This window comes from Baekduia soli, from assembly GCF_007970665.1.
Classification (GTDB): domain Bacteria; phylum Actinomycetota; class Thermoleophilia; order Solirubrobacterales; family Solirubrobacteraceae; genus Baekduia; species Baekduia soli.
Genome location: NZ_CP042430.1, coordinates 5148860 through 5165358 on the forward strand (window position 1 = coordinate 5148860; position 16499 = coordinate 5165358).

The 16499-nt window shown below is 72.2% G+C and carries 19 protein-coding genes; 8 read left to right on the forward strand and 11 right to left on the reverse strand.

Going from position 1 to position 16499, the window contains the following annotated elements:
* Positions 1 to 4: 4 nt before the first annotated feature.
* Positions 5 to 1138, reverse strand: coding sequence for a hypothetical protein (locus tag FSW04_RS25085; protein WP_146923262.1), 1134 nt, complete (start codon positions 1136 to 1138; stop codon positions 5 to 7).
* A complete protein-coding gene (locus FSW04_RS25090; protein ID WP_146923264.1) occupies positions 1132 to 2211 on the reverse strand; it encodes an LLM class flavin-dependent oxidoreductase in 1080 nt (359 codons plus the stop codon). The genes FSW04_RS25085 and FSW04_RS25090 overlap by 7 nt, the downstream gene beginning before the upstream one ends.
* A 141-nt stretch (positions 2212 to 2352) precedes the next feature.
* Between FSW04_RS25090 and FSW04_RS25095 the strand changes: the two genes are divergently transcribed.
* Together FSW04_RS25095 and FSW04_RS25100 are read left to right on the forward strand one after the other, a co-directional pair.
* Positions 2353 to 2691, forward strand: coding sequence for a PEP-utilizing enzyme (locus tag FSW04_RS25095; RefSeq protein WP_146923266.1), 339 nt, complete (start codon positions 2353 to 2355; stop codon positions 2689 to 2691).
* Positions 2684 to 3556 (forward strand): putative PEP-binding protein, encoded by an 873-nt coding sequence (locus tag FSW04_RS25100; RefSeq protein ID WP_146923268.1) that lies wholly within the window; start codon positions 2684 to 2686, stop codon positions 3554 to 3556. The genes FSW04_RS25095 and FSW04_RS25100 overlap by 8 nt, the downstream gene beginning before the upstream one ends.
* Positions 3557 to 3622: 66 nt before the next feature.
* On the opposite strand, the gene FSW04_RS25105 is transcribed toward FSW04_RS25100, so the two are convergent.
* The 6 genes from FSW04_RS25105 to FSW04_RS25130 form a co-directional block, all read right to left on the reverse strand.
* Entirely contained in the window at positions 3623 to 4030 is a 408-nt protein-coding gene (locus FSW04_RS25105; RefSeq protein ID WP_146923270.1) for a nuclear transport factor 2 family protein, read from the reverse strand.
* 14 nt (positions 4031 to 4044) lie between these two features.
* A complete protein-coding gene (locus tag FSW04_RS25110; RefSeq protein ID WP_146923272.1) occupies positions 4045 to 4911 on the reverse strand; it encodes a 3-hydroxyacyl-CoA dehydrogenase family protein in 867 nt (288 codons plus the stop codon).
* Positions 4908 to 5384: a VOC family protein gene (locus FSW04_RS25115; RefSeq protein WP_146923274.1), complete on the reverse strand. Its 477-nt coding sequence runs from the start codon at positions 5382 to 5384 to the stop codon at positions 4908 to 4910. Before FSW04_RS25115 ends, FSW04_RS25110 begins: the two co-directional genes overlap by 4 nt.
* Positions 5385 to 5430: 46 nt before the next feature.
* Complete coding sequence (locus FSW04_RS25120; RefSeq protein WP_146923276.1) at positions 5431 to 6570, reverse strand: acyl-CoA dehydrogenase family protein; 1140 nt, start codon at positions 6568 to 6570, stop codon at positions 5431 to 5433.
* A gap of 8 nt (positions 6571 to 6578) precedes the next feature.
* A complete protein-coding gene (locus FSW04_RS25125) occupies positions 6579 to 7754 on the reverse strand; it encodes a thiolase family protein (RefSeq protein ID WP_146923278.1) in 1176 nt (391 codons plus the stop codon).
* A gap of 79 nt (positions 7755 to 7833) precedes the next feature.
* Entirely contained in the window at positions 7834 to 8580 is a 747-nt protein-coding gene (locus FSW04_RS25130) for an enoyl-CoA hydratase/isomerase family protein (RefSeq protein WP_146923280.1), read from the reverse strand.
* 97 nt (positions 8581 to 8677) lie between these two features.
* On the opposite strand from FSW04_RS25130, the gene FSW04_RS25135 reads away from it, so the two are divergent.
* Positions 8678 to 9283, forward strand: coding sequence for a biotin transporter BioY (locus FSW04_RS25135; RefSeq protein ID WP_228430749.1), 606 nt, complete (start codon positions 8678 to 8680; stop codon positions 9281 to 9283).
* A gap of 3 nt (positions 9284 to 9286) precedes the next feature.
* On the forward strand, positions 9287 to 10039 hold the full coding sequence (locus FSW04_RS25140) for an enoyl-CoA hydratase/isomerase family protein (protein WP_146923282.1): 753 nt from the start codon (positions 9287 to 9289) through the stop codon (positions 10037 to 10039).
* Positions 10040 to 10055: 16 nt separating this feature from the next.
* On the opposite strand, the gene FSW04_RS25145 is transcribed toward FSW04_RS25140, so the two are convergent.
* From FSW04_RS25145 to FSW04_RS25155, 3 genes are all read right to left on the reverse strand, one after another.
* Positions 10056 to 11705, reverse strand: coding sequence for an AMP-binding protein (locus tag FSW04_RS25145; RefSeq protein ID WP_146923284.1), 1650 nt, complete (start codon positions 11703 to 11705; stop codon positions 10056 to 10058).
* A gap of 2 nt (positions 11706 to 11707) precedes the next feature.
* Positions 11708 to 12181 carry a carboxymuconolactone decarboxylase family protein gene (locus tag FSW04_RS25150; protein WP_146923286.1) on the reverse strand — a complete coding sequence of 158 codons (474 nt, stop codon included), beginning with the start codon at positions 12179 to 12181 and terminating at the stop codon, positions 11708 to 11710.
* An 81-nt stretch (positions 12182 to 12262) separates the two neighbouring features.
* A complete protein-coding gene (locus tag FSW04_RS25155; protein ID WP_146923289.1) occupies positions 12263 to 13513 on the reverse strand; it encodes a cytochrome P450 in 1251 nt (416 codons plus the stop codon).
* A 156-nt stretch (positions 13514 to 13669) separates the two neighbouring features.
* On the opposite strand from FSW04_RS25155, the gene FSW04_RS25160 reads away from it, so the two are divergent.
* Genes FSW04_RS25160 through FSW04_RS25175 form a run of 4 tightly spaced genes read left to right on the forward strand, consistent with a single transcriptional unit; the run spans position 13670 to position 16494 of the window.
* A complete protein-coding gene (locus tag FSW04_RS25160) occupies positions 13670 to 14077 on the forward strand; it encodes a nuclear transport factor 2 family protein (RefSeq protein ID WP_146923291.1) in 408 nt (135 codons plus the stop codon).
* On the forward strand, positions 14077 to 14703 hold the full coding sequence (locus FSW04_RS25165; RefSeq protein ID WP_146923293.1) for a TetR/AcrR family transcriptional regulator: 627 nt from the start codon (positions 14077 to 14079) through the stop codon (positions 14701 to 14703). Before FSW04_RS25160 ends, FSW04_RS25165 begins: the two co-directional genes overlap by 1 nt.
* Positions 14704 to 14707: 4 nt before the next feature.
* A complete protein-coding gene (locus FSW04_RS25170; RefSeq protein WP_187369092.1) occupies positions 14708 to 15457 on the forward strand; it encodes an SDR family NAD(P)-dependent oxidoreductase in 750 nt (249 codons plus the stop codon).
* Between the two features lie 29 nt (positions 15458 to 15486).
* Entirely contained in the window at positions 15487 to 16494 is a 1008-nt protein-coding gene (locus FSW04_RS25175) for a VOC family protein (RefSeq protein WP_187369093.1), read from the forward strand.
* Positions 16495 to 16499: the final 5 nt, after the last annotated feature.

Genomic DNA, 16499 nt, shown 5'->3' on the forward strand with positions numbered 1-16499 from the left:
CTCCTCACGACAGCCCGTAGGGCCGGTAGGGCCGGTAGATCATGTGCTCGATCTGGGCCATGCCGCGCTGCCCACCGGGCCCCTCGATCGCCGACGGGTACTCGCAGACGCCGAGGCGGCGCTCGACGGGCACGTGCGCGGGCCCGGCCACGACCGCGGGGTCGTCGACGCGGAAGCGGTCGGCCTCCACGTGCTCGGCACCGCGCCATGAGCCGGGCGGCAGCCCGTCCTGCCAGCCGCGCACGTAGCCGAAGCCCTGCGCGCACGCCGGGTCGGCGACGACCTCGAAGGCATAGGCGTGCTCGCCTCCGGCGACGTCGGTCAGCGTGAAGCTCCCGCCCGTCAGCCGCCGGGTGCCGGGCACGTAGCGGAACGCGTGGCGCGCGCCCGTGAGCGGGATCTCGGTGCCGTCGGCGGTCAGCAGGCGGCCGTCGAAGTCAAGCACCCGGCCGTCGGCGTCCTCGTGCATCGCGAACATGCCGCGGTGGTCGCCGACCTCGAACGGGATCCAGATGCGCATCGCCCGCGGGTCCCCCGCCGAGCGCTCGACGCCCTTGACGGGGATCGCCGGGCCCATCGAGTGCCGGATCCCCCAGGAGTGGTCGCGGTCGCCGTACCACGCGTCGACGGCGATCTCCTCGCCGTCGACGGCCATGACGCCGCTGACGCGCGAGAGCTGCGTGTAGCGCAGCACGTGGTTGATGAGCCGGCCCTGCCGATGGTGGATGTCGGGCGCCTCGAAGAACGCCGGCGAGCTGGCGGTGACTTCGACGTCGAACGTGACCCCCGTGGCGTTCTCGGCCAGCCGCAGGCGCTGGCGGCGCATGGGCTCCAGGATCTCCATCGACACCGGGCCCACCTCCAGCACGTCGACGCTCGGGCGCAGCGCGCGCGAGGCGCGTACCGTGCGCTGCTCGCCTCCGGCGATCGCCCCCGCGTAGCCGTCCATGACGTTCATGTTGGCGTACAGGCGCAGCCCGAGGTACGCGAACCGCCCCGGGGCGAAGAACCCGAAGTAGTACCCGTCGTTGAACCGCGGGTCCGAGGTCGCGGGCACCGGCAGCGGGGCCGGCGCCTGGTGGAAGGGGTAGTCGTCGACGGCGCTCAGCCCGAGCTCGCCGTCGGGCGGTCCTACCATCGGCAGGCCGCCGGGATCGACGGGTGGTCGGGCGCCGGGTACTTCCTGTGGATGGGCTGGACGACCTCCTCGCCGAAGCGCTGGATCTGCTCGCGGGCGGCCTCCATCGACGGGCCGGTCGGCATCCGGAAGCGTAGGGTGAAGTAGTCGACGCCGAACTCCTCGTGGTAGCGCTCGAGCTGCTCGATGCACTGCTGCGGGCTGCCCATGATCGTGTGCGGGGCGGCCGCCTCCGGCGTGATGTCGGACTCGCTCTGGAAGTCCGGGTGGTGGGTGAAGATGCCCTGGCGGAAGTAGAAGCGCATCTCCTCGACGAAGTGCGTGCCGAACTGCGCCGCGGCGTCCTCGAACGTGTCGGCCACCCAGCCGTCGCGCATGAGCACGATGTAGGGCGTCTTGCCCAGCTCCTCCGCGCGCTCGCGGTAGGTGCCGACCTGCTGCTCCCAGACCTCCTTCATCAGCGGGAACGGGTCGCACGTCCAGCACTCGCCGTAGTCGGCCGAGCGCCGGATGGCCGCGGGGACCGCGTTGCCGCCGCCCCAGATCGGCCAGCCGCCCTCCTGGTGGGGCTGGGGCGCGAGGAGGCCCTGCTGGACCTGCCAGTACTTGCCGTCGAAGTCGAAGCGCTCGCCCGCGAACGCCAGCTGCCAGATCTTGATGGCCTCCTGGAAGCGGCCGAGCATGTGGTCCTGCGGAACGCCGAACTGCTGCCAGTACCCGGGGTGGAACCCGCGCGACAGCGTCGTGTACAGCCGGCCCTGCGACAGGTTGTCGATGACCGCGTACTGCTCGGCGGCCTTCATGGGGTGCAGGAGCGTGTGGATGTGCGTGAACGTGCCGATCGCGACCCGGTCGGTCTCGCGGGCGAGGATCGTCAGGATCTGCTCCGGGCCGGGGAAGTAGCACTCCGTGCGCCCGTGGCGGTCGGGCACCTGCAGCGAGTGGAACCCGGCGCGCTCGGCGACGATGCCCTCCTCGATCATCGCCTCCATCGTGTCGTGGGCGTCCTGCGGGGTGGGCATGGGCTGCTCGTAGCCGCCCTTGTGCAGATCGATCAGGTACCCGATCCTCATCCGTCTCCTCCATCTCCTCGACCATGCGTGGGGCACCGTGGGACGGGACCCGGGACGGTCGCTCTTCTATCAAGCGTTTGGCAGGTTGTCACGCGATGGCGCGTGCTAGGGTCGCGCCCTCGGAGCCGACCAGGAGGGGCTGTGACGACCATCGGACAGGGGCAGGTGGCCTTCGCGGGCGCCGTGGAGGGCGTCGTGGCCCACGCCGACGACGTCCAGCAGGTCTTCGGCCTGATGCAGCGCCCCGACCTCGACGAGGTCATCCTGCTCACCGAGTCGGCCTCGGCCACCGCCGTGGTGCCGCTGCTGGCCAAGGTCCGCGGCGTCATCTGCCGCTCGGGCGGCATGACGTCGCACCTCGCGCTGGTCTCGCGCGAGTTCGGGCTGCCCTGCATCATGGGCGCCGAGCTCGAGCCCGACGAGGTGCTCGAGGGCCGCCGGGTGCGCCTGGCCGAGGACGGGACCATCGCGCTTGCCTGACCGCAGGCCGCGCGTCCTGGTCAACCTCTCGCTGCCCCACCGGGCCGCCGCGGCCGCGCAGCTGCCGGCCGACGGCGTCGGGCTCATGCGCGCCGAGTTCCTCGCGCTGAGCACCGGCCGCCACCCCGGCGCCCTGCTGGCCGACGGCGGCCAGGACGTCTTCGTCGCGTTCTTCCGCGACGCGCTGCAGACCGTCGGCGCCGCGTTCCACCCCCGCCCCGTCACGTTTCGCGCCTCGGACCTGAAGTCCAACGAGTACCGCGGGCTGGAGGGCGGCGAGCGCTTCGAGCCAGCGGAGGCCAACCCGATGCTCGGCCGCCGCGGCGTCTACCGCTATCTCCTGCGCCCGGAGGAGTTCGCGCTCGAGCTCCAGGCGCTGCGCGAGGTCCGCGAGGGCGGCCTGGACAACCTGCGCCTCATGCTGCCGTTCGTGCGGACCGTGGATGAGCTGCGCGCCGCGCGCGCCGTCGTCGCGCAGGCCTTCGGCGACGTCCCTCCGCCGCCGGTGTGGGCGATGGCCGAGGTGCCGGCCACCGCGCTGCTGCCCCAGGCCTTCGCCGCCGAGGTCGACGGGATCTCCATCGGCTCCAACGACCTGGCCCAGCTCGTGCTGGGCATCGACCGCGACTCGCCCGAGCTCAGCGCGCACTACGCCGCCGGCGACCCCGCGGTGCTCGAGGCCATGCGCCGCATCGTCGACGGCGCCCACGCGGTCGGGCGTCCCGTGTCGATCTGCGGCGACGCGCCGGCCCATGACCACGAGCTCCTGCGGGCCCTGGTGGACATGGGCATCGACGCGATCTCGGTGGTCCCCGACGCGGTGGCCGAGACCGTGGCGTTCCTCGACGGGCAACGCCGGCCCTAGAGGGCCGGGTTGCCTCAGCGGGTGTCGGCCCGGGGGGCCGAACCCGCGGCCGGGAGACCTCCGGCCTCAGAACGCCGTGTCCAGCCCGATGTTGAGGTCGCTGATCCGCCAGGTGCCGTCCTCCAGGACGACCGCGGACGTGTAGACGCCCGTCGCCTTGACCTCGAGCACGCCGTCGGTGATGACGTTCAGCGTGAGCGTCGAGGTGACCACGGCGTCGTCGGCCCCCTCGCTGGCGAAGCGCTGGTTGCTGATGACGTGGCGGCGCTGGTCCTGCTGGCCCGACACCGTGCTGCGGATGAACTCGACGATCGCGTCGCGGCCGGTGATCGGCTCGATGGCCTGCGTGCCGGCGATGTCGATGGAGAACCCGGCGTCCTGCGTGAACACGTCACCCAGGAGCTCGAAGTTCCCGCTGTCCATGGCCCAGGCGTACTTGGACAACAGCTCGGCGACGGCGTTGCGGTCTGCCATGTGCGCTCTCTCTCCTAGCTCGACTCGCCGTAGTCGGCGAAGCCGCGACCGGTCTTGCGGCCCAGGTGGCCGCCGTTGACGAGGACCCGAAGGTTCTGCGGGGGCAGGAAGCGCTCACCGTACTGCTCGCGCATGTTCTCGGCGACGTGCAGCGTGGTGTCCAGACCCGAGAAGTCCATCGTGTCGAGCGGGCCCATGGCGTGGTTGAAGGCCTTGACGCAGGCGAGGTTGACGTCCTCGGCGCTGGCGATGCCCTCCTCGACGATGCGCATGGCCTCCAGGCCGAGCGTGACGATGAGCCGCGACGTGATGAACCCGGGCGTGTCCTTCTGGCAGACGACGGTCCGGCGCCCGTAGCGCTCCGCGAGCTCCAGGGTCGTGGCCAGCGTAGCGTCGGAGGTCTCGACGCCGCGGATGACCTCGATGAGGTCCATGAGCGGCGGCGGGTTGAACCAGTGCGAGCCGATCACGCGGTCCGGGCGCCCGGTGGCGGCCGCCAGCGTCGAGATCGAGAACTGCGACGTGTTGGAGGCCAGGATCACGTCGTCGCGGCAGGCCGCGTCGAGCGCCTGCAGCACGCCGCGCTTGATCTCGAGGTCCTCGACGACCGTCTCGATCGCGTGGTCGGCGCCGGCCGCCGCGCCGGCCAGGTCGGTGCTCATCGCGATGCGGCCCAGCGCCGCGTCGGCGTCGTCCTGGGTGAGCTTGCCGGACGTGACGAAGCGCCCGAGGCTGCGCTCGATGCGCACCTGCGTCTTGGCCAGAGCGTCCTGCGAGATGTCGACGACGGTGACCTCCAGGCCCGCGGTGGCCACGACCTGCGCGATCCCGTTGCCCATGATGCCGCCGCCGACGACGACGACCTTCTGGATGCCGGTCATGCCGAGCCGTCCTCCCACCTGCCGTCGACGGCCTTGTAGGGCCGCGCGATCTCGACCAGCGTGCCGTGCACGGACTGGGGCAGCACCCAGTTCCACGCCTGCCACGGGAACTTCGGGTCGGTGTTGAGGTCGCCGGAGACCGCGATGCCCTGCTCGGCCAGGCGGCGCGAGACGTCGGCGGGGTCGTCGACGGTGAAGCAGATGTGGTGCACGTGCTCGCCGTGCTTGGCCAGGCGCTTGCCCAGGTGCGACTCGGGCGCGGGCTCCATGAGCTGGATCTCGGCGCCGTGGTGGGAGACGAACGTCGCCCAGCGCATGCTGCCCTCCTCGGCGCCCTCGAACTCGTCGTAGCGCACCAGGGGCTCGTCGAGCTGCTTGGGGTCGACGACCGACAGGATCTTGGTCCAGTCCTCGACCGCGCGGTCGAGGTCCTCGACCAGCAGGCAGACATGGGCGAACGGGCCGCTCGGCATCAGGTGCTCCTCTCTCGGGGTGGGTGCCCGGACATCGGGCGTGATCTCACAGACCCAGCGACCGGCCGACGATCTCCTTCATGATCTCGGTCGTCCCGCCGTAGATCCGCTGCACGCGGGCGTCGCGCCACATGCGCGCGATCTCGTACTCCTCCATGTAGCCGTAGCCGCCGTGCAGCTGCAGGCCGAGGTCGATGACCCGGAACTGCAGCTCGGTCGTCCAGTACTTGCAGCCCGCGGCCTCCTCGGCCGTCAGCGAGCCGTCGACGGCGGCCTCGATGCAGCGGTCGACGTACACGCGCGCGACCGCGACCTCGGTCGCCGCCTCGGCCAGCGAGAACCGGTTGGCCTGGAAGGAGCCGATCGGCTTGCCGAACGCGTTGCGGCTGCGCGCGTACTCCAGCGTGATCTCCAGCGCGCGCTCCGCGCTGGCCACCGCGGTCACGGCGATCGAGAGCCGCTCCTGGGGCAGGTTCTTCATCAGGAGCTGCAGGCCGCGGCCCTGCTCGCCGATGAGGTTCTCCGGGGCCACGGTCACGTCGTCGAAGAACAGCTCGGCCGTGTCCTGGGCCTTGCGCCCGATCTTGTCGAGCTTGCGCCCGCGCGTGAAGCCCTCGGCACCGGCCTCGACGGCGAACAGGCCCATCCCCTCGACGCCCTCGCGCTCGATCCGCGCGGCGGCGATGACCAGGTCGGCCTGGATGCCGCTGGTCACGAACGTCTTGGAGCCCGTCAGCGACCAGTGGTCGCCCTTCCAGGTGGCCTTGGACGCGATCGCGCGCAGGTCCGAGCCCGTGCCGGGCTCGGACATGGCGATGACGGGCACGATGTCGCCGGACGTCACGCCCGGCATCCACCGCTCGCGCTGCTCGTCGGTGGTGAGGTCCAGCAGGTAGGGCGCGACGATGTCGTTGACCAGCGCGAACCCGTCGCCGGCGGTCCCGGTGTAGGCCGCCTCCTCGTCGATGATCGCGTTGAAGCGGAAGTCGTCGATCCCCGCCCCGCCCAGGTCCTCGGGCGCCTGGAAGGCGACGTAGCCCTGCGCGGCGGCCTTGCGCCAGAAGTCCCGGTCGATGACCCCGGCCGCCTCCCACGCCTCCGTGTGCGGCACGGCCTCCTTGGTCAGGAAGCCGCGGACCGACTCGCGGAAGTCGTCGTGCTCGGCGGCGAAGATCGTCCGGCGCATCGGCGCGGTCAGACCCGCTGGATCAGCGTGGCGGTCCCCAGACCGCCGCCGCAGCACATGGTCACGAGGCCGAGCTCCTTGTCCTCGTCCTCCATCTCGTGCAGCAGCGTGGTGATCAGGCGGGCGCCGGTGGAGCCGAGCGGGTGGCCGAGGGCCATCGCGCCGCCGCGCGGGTTGACGCGGTCCATGTCGGGATCCAGCTCGCGCTGGAAGGCGGCGACGACGGGCGCGAAGGCCTCGTTGATCTCGACGAAGTCGATGTCGTCCATGACGATCTCGTTGCGCTCGAGGATCTTGCGCGTCGACGGGATCGGGCCCTCGAGCATCTTGACCGGGTCGCAGCCGACGGAGGTGTGGTCGACGACCTTGGCGCGGGCGGTCAGGCCGAGCTCCTTGGCCTTCTCCTTCGTCATGACGAGCACGGCGGCGGCGCCGTCGGAGATCTGCGAGGAGTTGGCGGCGGTGATGCGCCCGTCGGGCTTGAAGGCCGGCTTGAGCGTGGAGATCTTCTCCAGCGTCGTGTCGGGGCGGATGCCCTGGTCGGCGACGATGCGCTCCCCGTCGATCTCGATCGGCACCATCTCGCGCTCGAAGACGCCCGACTCGGTGGCGGCGGCGGCCTTGCGGTGCGAGGCGACGGCGAGCTCGTCGAGCTCGGAGCGCGGGATCTCCCACTGCTCGGCGATGAGCTCGGCGCCGATGCCCTGGCCGCGCACGTCGTGCTTCTCGAAGAACTGCTTGGTGAACGGGCTGCCGTAGTCCTTGGCGATCTGCTCGCCGGCGGCGAACGAGTTGTGGCCCATGTGCTCGACGCCGGACCCGATGGCCACGTCGTGCACGCCGGAGGCCACGAGCGCGACCGCGATGCCGACGGCCTGCTGGGCCGAGCCGCACTGCAGGTCGATCGTGCTGGCCGACGCCTCGATCGGGAAGCCCTCCTGCAGCCAGGCGTTGCGCGCCACGTTCATCGACTGCTGGCCGAACTGCTGCACGCAGCCGGCGACGACATACTCGACCTCCGCAGGATCGATCCCGCTGCGGGACACGAGCTCCCTGTAGGTCGCCCCGAGCAGGTCGGCGGGGTGCAGGTCCTTGTAGTAGCCCTTCTCGGGATGGCCGCGCCCGATGGGCGTGCGGACGGCCTCGACGATGACGACTTCCCGGCCCTGCTGTGCGCTCTTCATCCCGACCACGCCTCCGACCTCATGGATTCAACCAATCGTTTGGGAGCGTACCAGCCGCGGCCGGCCGCTCCCCGCAAGCCTAGAACGCCGGCGCCCGGCGCTGCGTGAACGCCGCGATGCCCTCGGCGAAGTCGTCGGCGCCCTGCAGCAGCGCGATCGCCTCCGCCGCGTACCCCTGCTGCTCCCAGGCACCCCGCGCCAGAAATGCCTTGCCGACCGACTGCGCCAGGGGTGAGCGCGTCGCCATCACTCCGGCCAGCCGCTCGGCCTCGGCGAGGTGCTCGCCCTCGGCCACGACCGTGTTGACCAGGCCGGCGAGGCGCGCCTGCTCGGCGTCGATGGGCAGGCCGGTCAGCACGAGGTACTTCATCCAGTGCAGGTTGACCTGGGCCCGGCCGCGGACGATGCCGGGCCCGGGCACGAGGCCCACGCTCGTCTCCGGGGTGGCGAACCGCGCGGTGGCGTCGGCGACGACGATGTCGCAGACCATCGTCAGCTCGCAGCCCCCGCCCATCGCGTGGCCGTGGACGGCGGCGATCGTCGGCTTGGGGAACTCGTCGACCGCCCGGTAGGCGCCGAGCGCGACGGCCATGTAGTCGCGGCGGTCGGCCACCCCGCCGATGGTGCCGAAGTCCTCGATGTCGCCGCCGACCGAGAAGCAGCGCCCGGCGCCGGAGAAGACCACCACGCGCACGCGGTCGTCGACGGCCAGCGCGGCCATCGCGTCGGTCAGCTCGGAGAAGAACCCGCGGGGCATGGCGTTGAGCTTCTCGGGACGGTCGAGGACCAGCCACGCGGTGCTCCCGCGGATCTCCGTCGTCAGCATGCGTGGCACGATACCTGGCCCGCAGAACCGCGGTCAACCAACCGCTCGTTTGGTACGGTTCGCGCCTCGCACTGCAGAACCCAAGGAGCCCCAACCCGTGTCCACCGTTGCCCTGAACCCCCGCGCCACCGCCGCCGGCGTCCTCGCCGACATCCTGCCCGGCACCCGTGTCCGCGACGCGCTGCTCGTCGCCTCGGGGGCGGGCCTGACCGCGCTAGGCGCGCAGATCTCGATCCCCGTCCCGCCCTCCCCCGTCCCGATCACCGGCCAGACACTGGCCGTCGTGATCGCCGGCGCCGCGCTGGGCGCGCGCCGCGGGATCGCCTCTCAGCTGCTCTACGTCCTGCTGGGCCTCCTGCTGCCGGTCTACGCCGACGGCGCCAGCGGCGCGCACGTGGTCTGGGGCAGCTCGGGCGGCTACCTCGTCGGCTTCGTCGTGGCCGCCGGCCTGATCGGCCTGGCCGCCGAGCACGGCGCCGACCGCCGCCCGCTGCTCGCGGCCCTCACGTTCGCCGCCGGCCAGCTCGCGGTCTTCGCGATCGGCGTGCCGTGGCTGAAGGTCGCCGCCGACCTCTCGTGGGGCGACGCCATCCACTACGGCTTCACGGTGTTCATCTTCGGCGGCATCGTCAAGGCGGTGCTGGCCGGCGTCGTGACCCCGAGCGCCTGGCGCCTGGCGCGCCGGGTCGACGGGCGGGGCTGAGCCATGGCCACCGCCATGGAGACCCTGCGCGTCGAGCGCCGCGACGACGGCACCGCGCTGGTGACGATCGCCCGGCCCGCGAAGCTCAACGCGATGAACCACGCGTTCTTCCACGAGATCCGTGCGCTCATGGCCGAGCTCGACGACGACGACGGGGTCTCCGTGGCGGTGATCACCGGCGAGGGCCGGGCGTTCTCAGCCGGCGGCGACCTCGAGGACTTCCACCGCGTGACGGACACGCCGAGCGCGCGCCGGCAGGTCCGGCTGGCGATCGAGTCCTTCCTGGCCGTCGAGCGCGCGGAGACCGTCGTCATCGGCGCGGTCAACGGGATCGCCTACGGCGGCGGCACGGAGCTGACCCTGGCCTGCGATCTCGCGTTCGCCGCGCAGGACGCCCGCTTCGCCTTCCGCGAGATCACGCTCGGCCTCATGCCCGGCTACGGCCTCGTCCGCGGCCCCGAGATCATCGGCCGCGACTGGACGCACCGCATGGCGCTGACCGGCGACATCCTCGACGCCGACCAGGCCCGGGCGATCGGCCTGGTCCAGGAGGTCCACCCGCCCGGGGACCTGGTCGACGCCGCGCTGGCCATCGGCGCGCGCATGGCCGCCCACCCGCAGGTCGCCCTGCGGGCGACCAAGCGCTTCGTCAACCGCCACAGCCCGGCCGGGATCGCCGAGACCATCGAGGCCACCGCGCTGCTCATGGCCGGCCCGGAGCGCGTCGAGCGCGTTCGCGCGCTCGTCTCGCGCTGAGCGGGCGGGCGGACGCTCAGCGCGAGCGGACGGGCTCGAAGACCAGCACGCCGGGCCGGTCCACCCCGGCCTCGGCGAGCTTGTGCTTCTGGACCTTCTCGCTCGGGCTCTTGGGCAGCTCGGGCAGCAGCTCGAGGTAGCGGGGGACCATGTAGCGCGGCAGCTGCTCGGTCAGCCACGCGTGGTAGGCGGCCGGGTCGAGGTCGGCCACGCAGCTGACCACGTCGAGCTTGACCTCGTGCTCGCCGAACTCGCCGGGCACGCCGTAGGCCGCGGCCTCGACGATCGCCTCGTGGCCCGAGGCGATGAACTCCAGCTCGGCGGCGGAGATGTTCTCGCCGCGGCGGCGGATGCGGTCCTGCACGCGCCCGCGGTAGTGGACCCGGCCCTCCTCGTCGATGATGCCGACGTCGCCCGTGTGGAACATGAAGTTGCGGAACGCCTCGACGGTCGCCTCGGGGTTCTTGTAGTAGCCGCGCGCCATCGCGTCGGGCAGCCGCGGGCGGTAGACCAGCTGACCGAGCTCGCCGGGCCCCAGCAGCCGGTCGTGCTCGTCGACGACCCCGTAGTCCATGAACGCGGCGGCGTGGCCGACGGTGTCGTAGGGCACGCCCTCCTCCATCGTGTGCGACATGGGGTGCGGGTAGACCTCGGTCATCCCGTACCCCTGCCAGAGGATCTTCGTGCGGAAGCGCTCCTCGAACTCCTCGCCGCCGGGCGGGAAGGGCAGGCAGAACAGCTTGGCCAGGCGGTGCTCGGGCGCCTCGGGCACCGTCTTGAGCAGGATGGCGGCCAGCGGCCCGAGCAGGATCGCGAAGGTCGCGCCGTCGCGGGCGATCTCGTCCCAGTACGTGCGGGCCGAGAACTTGGTCTTGAGCACACCGCGGCAGCCGGCGTGCAGCGCCGAATTGGAGACGATGTGGATCGCAGCTACGTGGAAGAGCGGCAGCGGCGTGGAGAGGACGTCGTCCTCGGTGTGCTCCTGGGCATCGCTGACCAGGGCCGAGTACAGATAGAAGAAGTGATGCGGGTAGACGACGCCCTTCGAGTTGCCGGTCGTGCCCGAGGTGAACTGGATCATCGCCACCTCGGAGGAGTCGGGCAGCTCGCGGACCGGCTCGGTGGAGCGGCCCTCGATCCAGGCGTCGAAGGCCACGACCCGCCGTCCGCCCACCTGCGCCGGGAGCGCGCCGGGGTCGGCGCCCGCGGCGACGATGAGCTCGACCGCCCCGAGGTCGTCGAGCTCGCCCAGGCGGTCGAGCAGGTCGGCGCGCGCGACGAGCACGCTGATCTCGGCCTGGCCGATGACGCGCTCCAACAGGACCCCCCGGGCGTCGGCGTTCAGCGGCACGGCGACGCCGCCGGAGGCCATCGCGCCGTACAGCGCCGGGAAGAACTCCACCTGGTTGCGCAGGAAGATGCCGACGTGGACGGGGTCGCCGAGATCGGTGTGCAGCGCCTGGGCGACCTGGTGGACGCGGTCCTGCGCGGCGCCGAAGGTCAGCTCGACGGGTGCGCCGTCCTCACCGTCGAAGACGAGCCAGGTGCGGTCGGGATGCTCCTGGGCCCGCGCGCGCAGGACGTGCAGCATCGTGCGCTCCGGCAGCGGGAACCGCGTCGCGTAGCGCCCGAGCCCGGCCCCCTTGCCCTGCAGCAGCTCGCCCATGGTCAGCGGCTCCCGACGACGGCCTGGTAGGCCGCGGCCTCTTCGGGGTCGGCCGGACCGAGGGCCATCGTCGCCCCGAAGAGCTGGCCGGCGATCGCCACGAAGCAGACGAAGGCCACGAGCTCGACGATCTCTTCCTCGCTGAACTCCTCGCGCAGCACGTCGAACTGGGCGTCGGAGATCTGGGTCGGGTCGTCGGCGATGAGCCGCGCGAAGGCGACGGCCAGCGACTCCCGCGCGTCGTCGGGATTGGGCCGGTACTCGCCCAGCGACTGGCAGTACTCGCAGCCGACCTCGCCGGCGGTGGCGCGCCGGACCGCCTCCTTGAGCGCGGGCGAGAGCTCCCCGTGGAAGCGCGTGGCCGCGTCGAGGCGCCCGAAGGCCGTGAGGATCTCGGGCCGTCGTCCGAGGACCCGGGCCAGCAGGCTGGTCTGGACGGCGTTGCCCTCGAGCGCGGCGGGGGTGATGCGCGACATCGTTCTCTCTCTCCTGTCGGACGACCGTAGCGAACCTACCAAGTGTTTGGTTGTCGCGCCAGGGCACCGGCCCGCCGGGCCTCAGGGCTGCAGGTGCTCGCCCTGCGCGGTCAGCCCGAACGGATCGCGCCCCGCGCGCTGGAACCACAGGTGCAGGCTCTTGGGCGCGCGGAAGTAGACCGTCTCATAGTGCGTGAAGTCGTTGCGACCGGGCGCGGCACGGATGTCCTGCAGGCGCGTGAACAGCTGCTCGAACGCGACGCGCCCCTCGAGCCGCGCGAGCGGGGCGCCGAGGCAGAAGTGGGCGCCGTGGCCCCACCCGACGTGCTTGGCGACGTTCGGGCGCCCGATGTCGAAGTCGTCGGGGCACGGGAAGCGCGCGGGGTCGCGGTTGGCCGCCGCGTAGACGATGAGCAGGCATGCGCCCTTCGGGATGTCGACGCCGCCGAGCGTCGTGTCCTGCGTCGCGTAGCGGGGCTGCCACTGGGCCGCGGTCTCCAGGCGCAGCGCCTCCTCGAGCATCCGCGGGATGCGCGCGAAGTCCTCGCGCACCGCCGCGAGCGCCTCGGGGTGGCGGACGAGCAGCGACATGGCGCTGGCGAAGAGGTGCCCGGACGTCGTCAGGCCGCCGGCGAGCATGACGTTGCTCTCCACGGCCAGGTAGTCGACGTTGGGCTCGCCGCCGGTGGCCGCCGTGTGGTTGCGCACCAGCTCGCTGATCATGTCGTCGCCAGGGTGGGCGATGCGGTCCAGGACCTGCTCGCGCAGGTACTGCACCGCCACCGCGCCGTTGGCGTCCTGGATGGCCTGACGCTCGGGCGGGTGGTAGCGGATGCCCTGCGCCTCGAACGGGCCCAGGAGGCGCTCGAGCCAGCTCGCATCCTCCCGGGGCAGCCCCATGAGCGCCGAGGTCACCCACAGCGACAGCGGATTGGCGAAGGCGGTGCAGAACTCCACCTCACCCTTGTCGATGAACCCGTCGATGAGCTCGTCGACGATCCCGCGCACGACCGTCTCGTAGGCGTTGATCTTGGCCGGCGTGAACGAGCGCTGGGCGATCTTGCGCACCGCGCCGTGCTCTGGCGGATCCTGGGCGATCATCGTCTCGCTCCAGCCCGGCGACCACGGGACGTCGTGCGGCGTGCTCGAGAACAGCTCGGGGTGCGAGGTGACGTAGACGAGGTCCTCGTGGCGGGTGACGAGGTACTCGTCGTCGCGCCCGGGCACGTGGTAGACCGGGTGCTCCTCGCGCAGCTGCTCGAAGAGCGGGAAGGGGCACTCCGCGTGCTGCATCGCGGGGTAGACCGGGGCTTCGCTGGTGTGGACGGACACGCTGGCTCTCCTCGTCGCACCTCGGGTGGGGCGCCGACGCTAACGCGGCCGGACGATCGCTGTCAAACGATCGATCGGTTGGCGTCCGGACGCAGGCCGGACGATCGGGAGCATCGGAATCTACCAATCGCTTGGTGACTCGGATACGTTGCGCACATGAGTGAGCAGGAGCGTCACGCCCAGGCCCTGACCGCCTACTTCGACGGCATCAACGGGGAGGACTACGAGGCCGTGGCGGCCCTGTTCGCCGCCGACGGCGAGCTCATCGCCCCGGGGACCGAGCCGCGCCGCGGTCCGGCGGCCATCGCGGAGTACTTCGCCGCGGCCCTGGCCCCCTACCCCGAGCACGTCGACGACCCCACCCGCTTCATCCACGCCGGGGACACGGTCACCGTCGAGATCACGTTCACCGGCCGGATGGCCTCGGGCGCACCGATGAACTTCGACGCCGTCGACGTGTTCGACTTCGACGAGCAGGGCCTCATCCGCCGGCTGTCGTCCTGGTACGACTCCCACGGCGTCCGCGCCCAGCTGCGTCGCGCCCGCGAGCAGGACACGGCCTGATGGCTGTCGCCCGCGCGGACACCGACCGCCCGCGCCGGCGCGACGTCGAGGTACTGGCCGCGGCGACCAAGGTGTTCTACGAGCGTGGGTACGCGGACGCGACGGTGCAGGACGTCGCCGACGAGCTCGGCATCCTCAAGGGCAGCCTCTACTACTACATCAAGACGAAGGAGGACCTCCTCTTCCGCCTGCTCGACGAGGCCCACGAGCACGTCGAGACGGTCCGGCGCGAGGCGGCGGTCCGCGACGACCTCCCGCCTCTGGAGAAGCTCACCCGCTACGTCCGCGGCCAGGTCGCCTACAGCGTGGCCAACCTCCCGCGGGTGGCGATCTACTACCAGGACGTCGACCGGCTCAGCGCCCCCCGGCTGCGCGACATCCACCGCCGCCGCAAGGCCCACGAGGTGTGGGTGGTCGACCTCATCCGGCTCGCGCAGGAGCGCGGGGAGGTCGGCGCCGACCTCGATCCCGAGCTGCTGGCCAACTGCATGTTCGGCGCGTTGATCTGGCTCTACCGCTGGCACCGGCCCGACAGTGGCAAGGCGCCCGAGGACGTCGTGGACCACGTCACGCGCTACGCCCTGGCCGGGATCACGGGAGCGGCCGTCCCGAGGCCGGGGGGCTGAGGCCGTGACCGCGCAGGGCCGGCGCGTCGCGGTCGTCACCGGCGCTGGGCAGGGCATCGGCCGTGGGATCGCTGCCACGCTGGTGGCCCGGGGCCTGCGCGTCGCCGTCGTCGACCGCCATCCCGATCGTGCGCAGGCGACGGCCGCGGCGCTCGGGCCGGCCGCGGTGCCCGTCGCCGCCGACCTGCTCGACGAGCACGCGGTGGCGGCCATGGCCGCCACGGTGCTCGAGGCGCTCGGCCGCTGGGACGTGCTGGTCAACAACGCCGGCGCGCTGCGGCTGGGCTCGATCGGCGCCACGACCGTGGCCGACTGGGACGCGGTCTTCGACGGCTGCGTCAAGACCGCCTGGCTGTGCACGCGCGCGGCGGCGGGACCCCTCGCCGCCTCGGGAGAGGGCAGGATCATCAACGTCAGCTCCGTCGTGGCGCGCGGCGCCGCGTCGGAGAACCTGATCGCCTACACCGCAGCCAAGGGCGCGGTCGAGGCGCTGACGGTGGCCTGCGCACGCGAGCTCGGCGCCTCCGGGATCACGGTCAATGCCGTGTGCCCGGGGTCGATCGAGACGCCGGCGTGGGACCGCTTCCCCGACCCCGACGGCCTGCGCCGCGCGCGGGCCGCGGTCGCCGCGGTGGGCCGGATCGGACGGCCCGAGGAGATCGGCGCCGCCGTGGCCTACCTGGCCTCGCCCGAGGCCGGCTTCGTGACCGGCCAGGTGCTCGTCGTCGACGGCGGTCGCACCGACAAGCTGTGAGCCGCCCACCCACCGAACCGGAGGACCCCGTGCCCCCCGAGCCCCAGGTCGTCCAGCTCGCGCTGTGCACGAGCGACCCGATCGCCACCGTGCGCCGCTACACCGAGGCGCTCGGCTTCGCCGACGCCGGCGGCAACCTCTTCTGGGGCGAGCGCATCAGCGTCCTGCAGGACCTCGACGAGCCCGACGCCGCCTGTCTCGTATGGTGGCTGGTAGGCCGACAGGACTTCGTCCAGCTCGAGCTCTTCCAGCACTCGCGCCCGCCGCAGCGCCCGCAGGATCCCGGCCGGCGGCCCAGCGACCACGGCTGGACGCGGTTCGGGATCGCCGTGCCGGACTTCGACGCGGCCCTGGCGGGCATGCGCTCCAGTGGCCTGGAGCCCATCACCGAGCCGATGCTCGCCGGGGGGCTGCGCCGGGTCGCGTTCCACGACCCCGAGCTGGCCGTGGTCGTCGAGCTCATGGAGGAGGGCGTCGCGCTGCCCGGCGGCGTGCGCCCCCGCTTCTACGACCTGGCGCCGGCGCTCGTCTCGGCCACGCTCTCGGTGGCCGATCTGGACCGGGCGCGCACGTTCCTGGTCGAGACGCTGGGCCTGGTGCCCGTCCCCGACGTCGTGCTGCACGGCCCCCAGCACGAGGCGCTCTGGGGCCTGGCGGGAGCCCGCCGCGAGGCGTTCGTCGTCCGTGGCGGCGACGTGTTCCTCGAGGTCGTCCGCTACGACGAGCCGGCCGGACGGGCGCCGGACCCGGGCCGGCGCCTCAGCGACCAGGGGATCATGAACGTGGCGGTCGGCTTCCGGGAACGGCCCGCGCTCGACGACCTGTACGCGCGGATCGTCGCCGCGGGCCATGTCGTCGCCGACCCGCTCCCGCCGCCGCCGGCCGGCGGGACCTACCTGCACGACGACCAGGGCACGTCCTGGGAGATCCTCGGCCTCCCGCGCGAATTCGACGCCCAGTACGGCTTCGTGCCCGTCCCCGGCTGGCAGGTGCAGCCGCGCTGGCCCCAGCCGGCCGTACCGCCGGCCGCGGGCTGAGACGG

What these genes read in the sequence shown, in the direction of transcription:
- FSW04_RS25085 (WP_146923262.1), bottom strand. Translation starts at nt 1,138, where the DNA reads ATGGTAGGACCGCCCGACGGCGAGCTCGGGCTGAGCGCCGTCGACGAC.
- FSW04_RS25090 (WP_146923264.1), bottom strand. Translation starts at nt 2,211, where the DNA reads ATGAGGATCGGGTACCTGATCGATCTGCACAAGGGCGGCTACGAGCAG.
- FSW04_RS25105 (WP_146923270.1), bottom strand. Translation starts at nt 4,030, where the DNA reads ATGGCAGACCGCAACGCCGTCGCCGAGCTGTTGTCCAAGTACGCCTGG.
- FSW04_RS25110 (WP_146923272.1), bottom strand. Translation starts at nt 4,911, where the DNA reads ATGACCGGCATCCAGAAGGTCGTCGTCGTCGGCGGCGGCATCATGGGC.
- FSW04_RS25115 (WP_146923274.1), bottom strand. Translation starts at nt 5,384, where the DNA reads ATGCCGAGCGGCCCGTTCGCCCATGTCTGCCTGCTGGTCGAGGACCTC.
- FSW04_RS25120 (WP_146923276.1), bottom strand. Translation starts at nt 6,570, where the DNA reads ATGCGCCGGACGATCTTCGCCGCCGAGCACGACGACTTCCGCGAGTCG.
- FSW04_RS25125 (WP_146923278.1), bottom strand. Translation starts at nt 7,754, where the DNA reads ATGAAGAGCGCACAGCAGGGCCGGGAAGTCGTCATCGTCGAGGCCGTC.
- FSW04_RS25130 (WP_146923280.1), bottom strand. Translation starts at nt 8,580, where the DNA reads ATGCTGACGACGGAGATCCGCGGGAGCACCGCGTGGCTGGTCCTCGAC.
- FSW04_RS25140 (WP_146923282.1), top strand. Translation starts at nt 9,287, where the DNA reads ATGGCCACCGCCATGGAGACCCTGCGCGTCGAGCGCCGCGACGACGGC.
- FSW04_RS25145 (WP_146923284.1), bottom strand. Translation starts at nt 11,705, where the DNA reads ATGGGCGAGCTGCTGCAGGGCAAGGGGGCCGGGCTCGGGCGCTACGCG.
- FSW04_RS25150 (WP_146923286.1), bottom strand. Translation starts at nt 12,181, where the DNA reads ATGTCGCGCATCACCCCCGCCGCGCTCGAGGGCAACGCCGTCCAGACC.
- FSW04_RS25160 (WP_146923291.1), top strand. Translation starts at nt 13,670, where the DNA reads ATGAGTGAGCAGGAGCGTCACGCCCAGGCCCTGACCGCCTACTTCGAC.
- FSW04_RS25165 (WP_146923293.1), top strand. Translation starts at nt 14,077, where the DNA reads ATGGCTGTCGCCCGCGCGGACACCGACCGCCCGCGCCGGCGCGACGTC.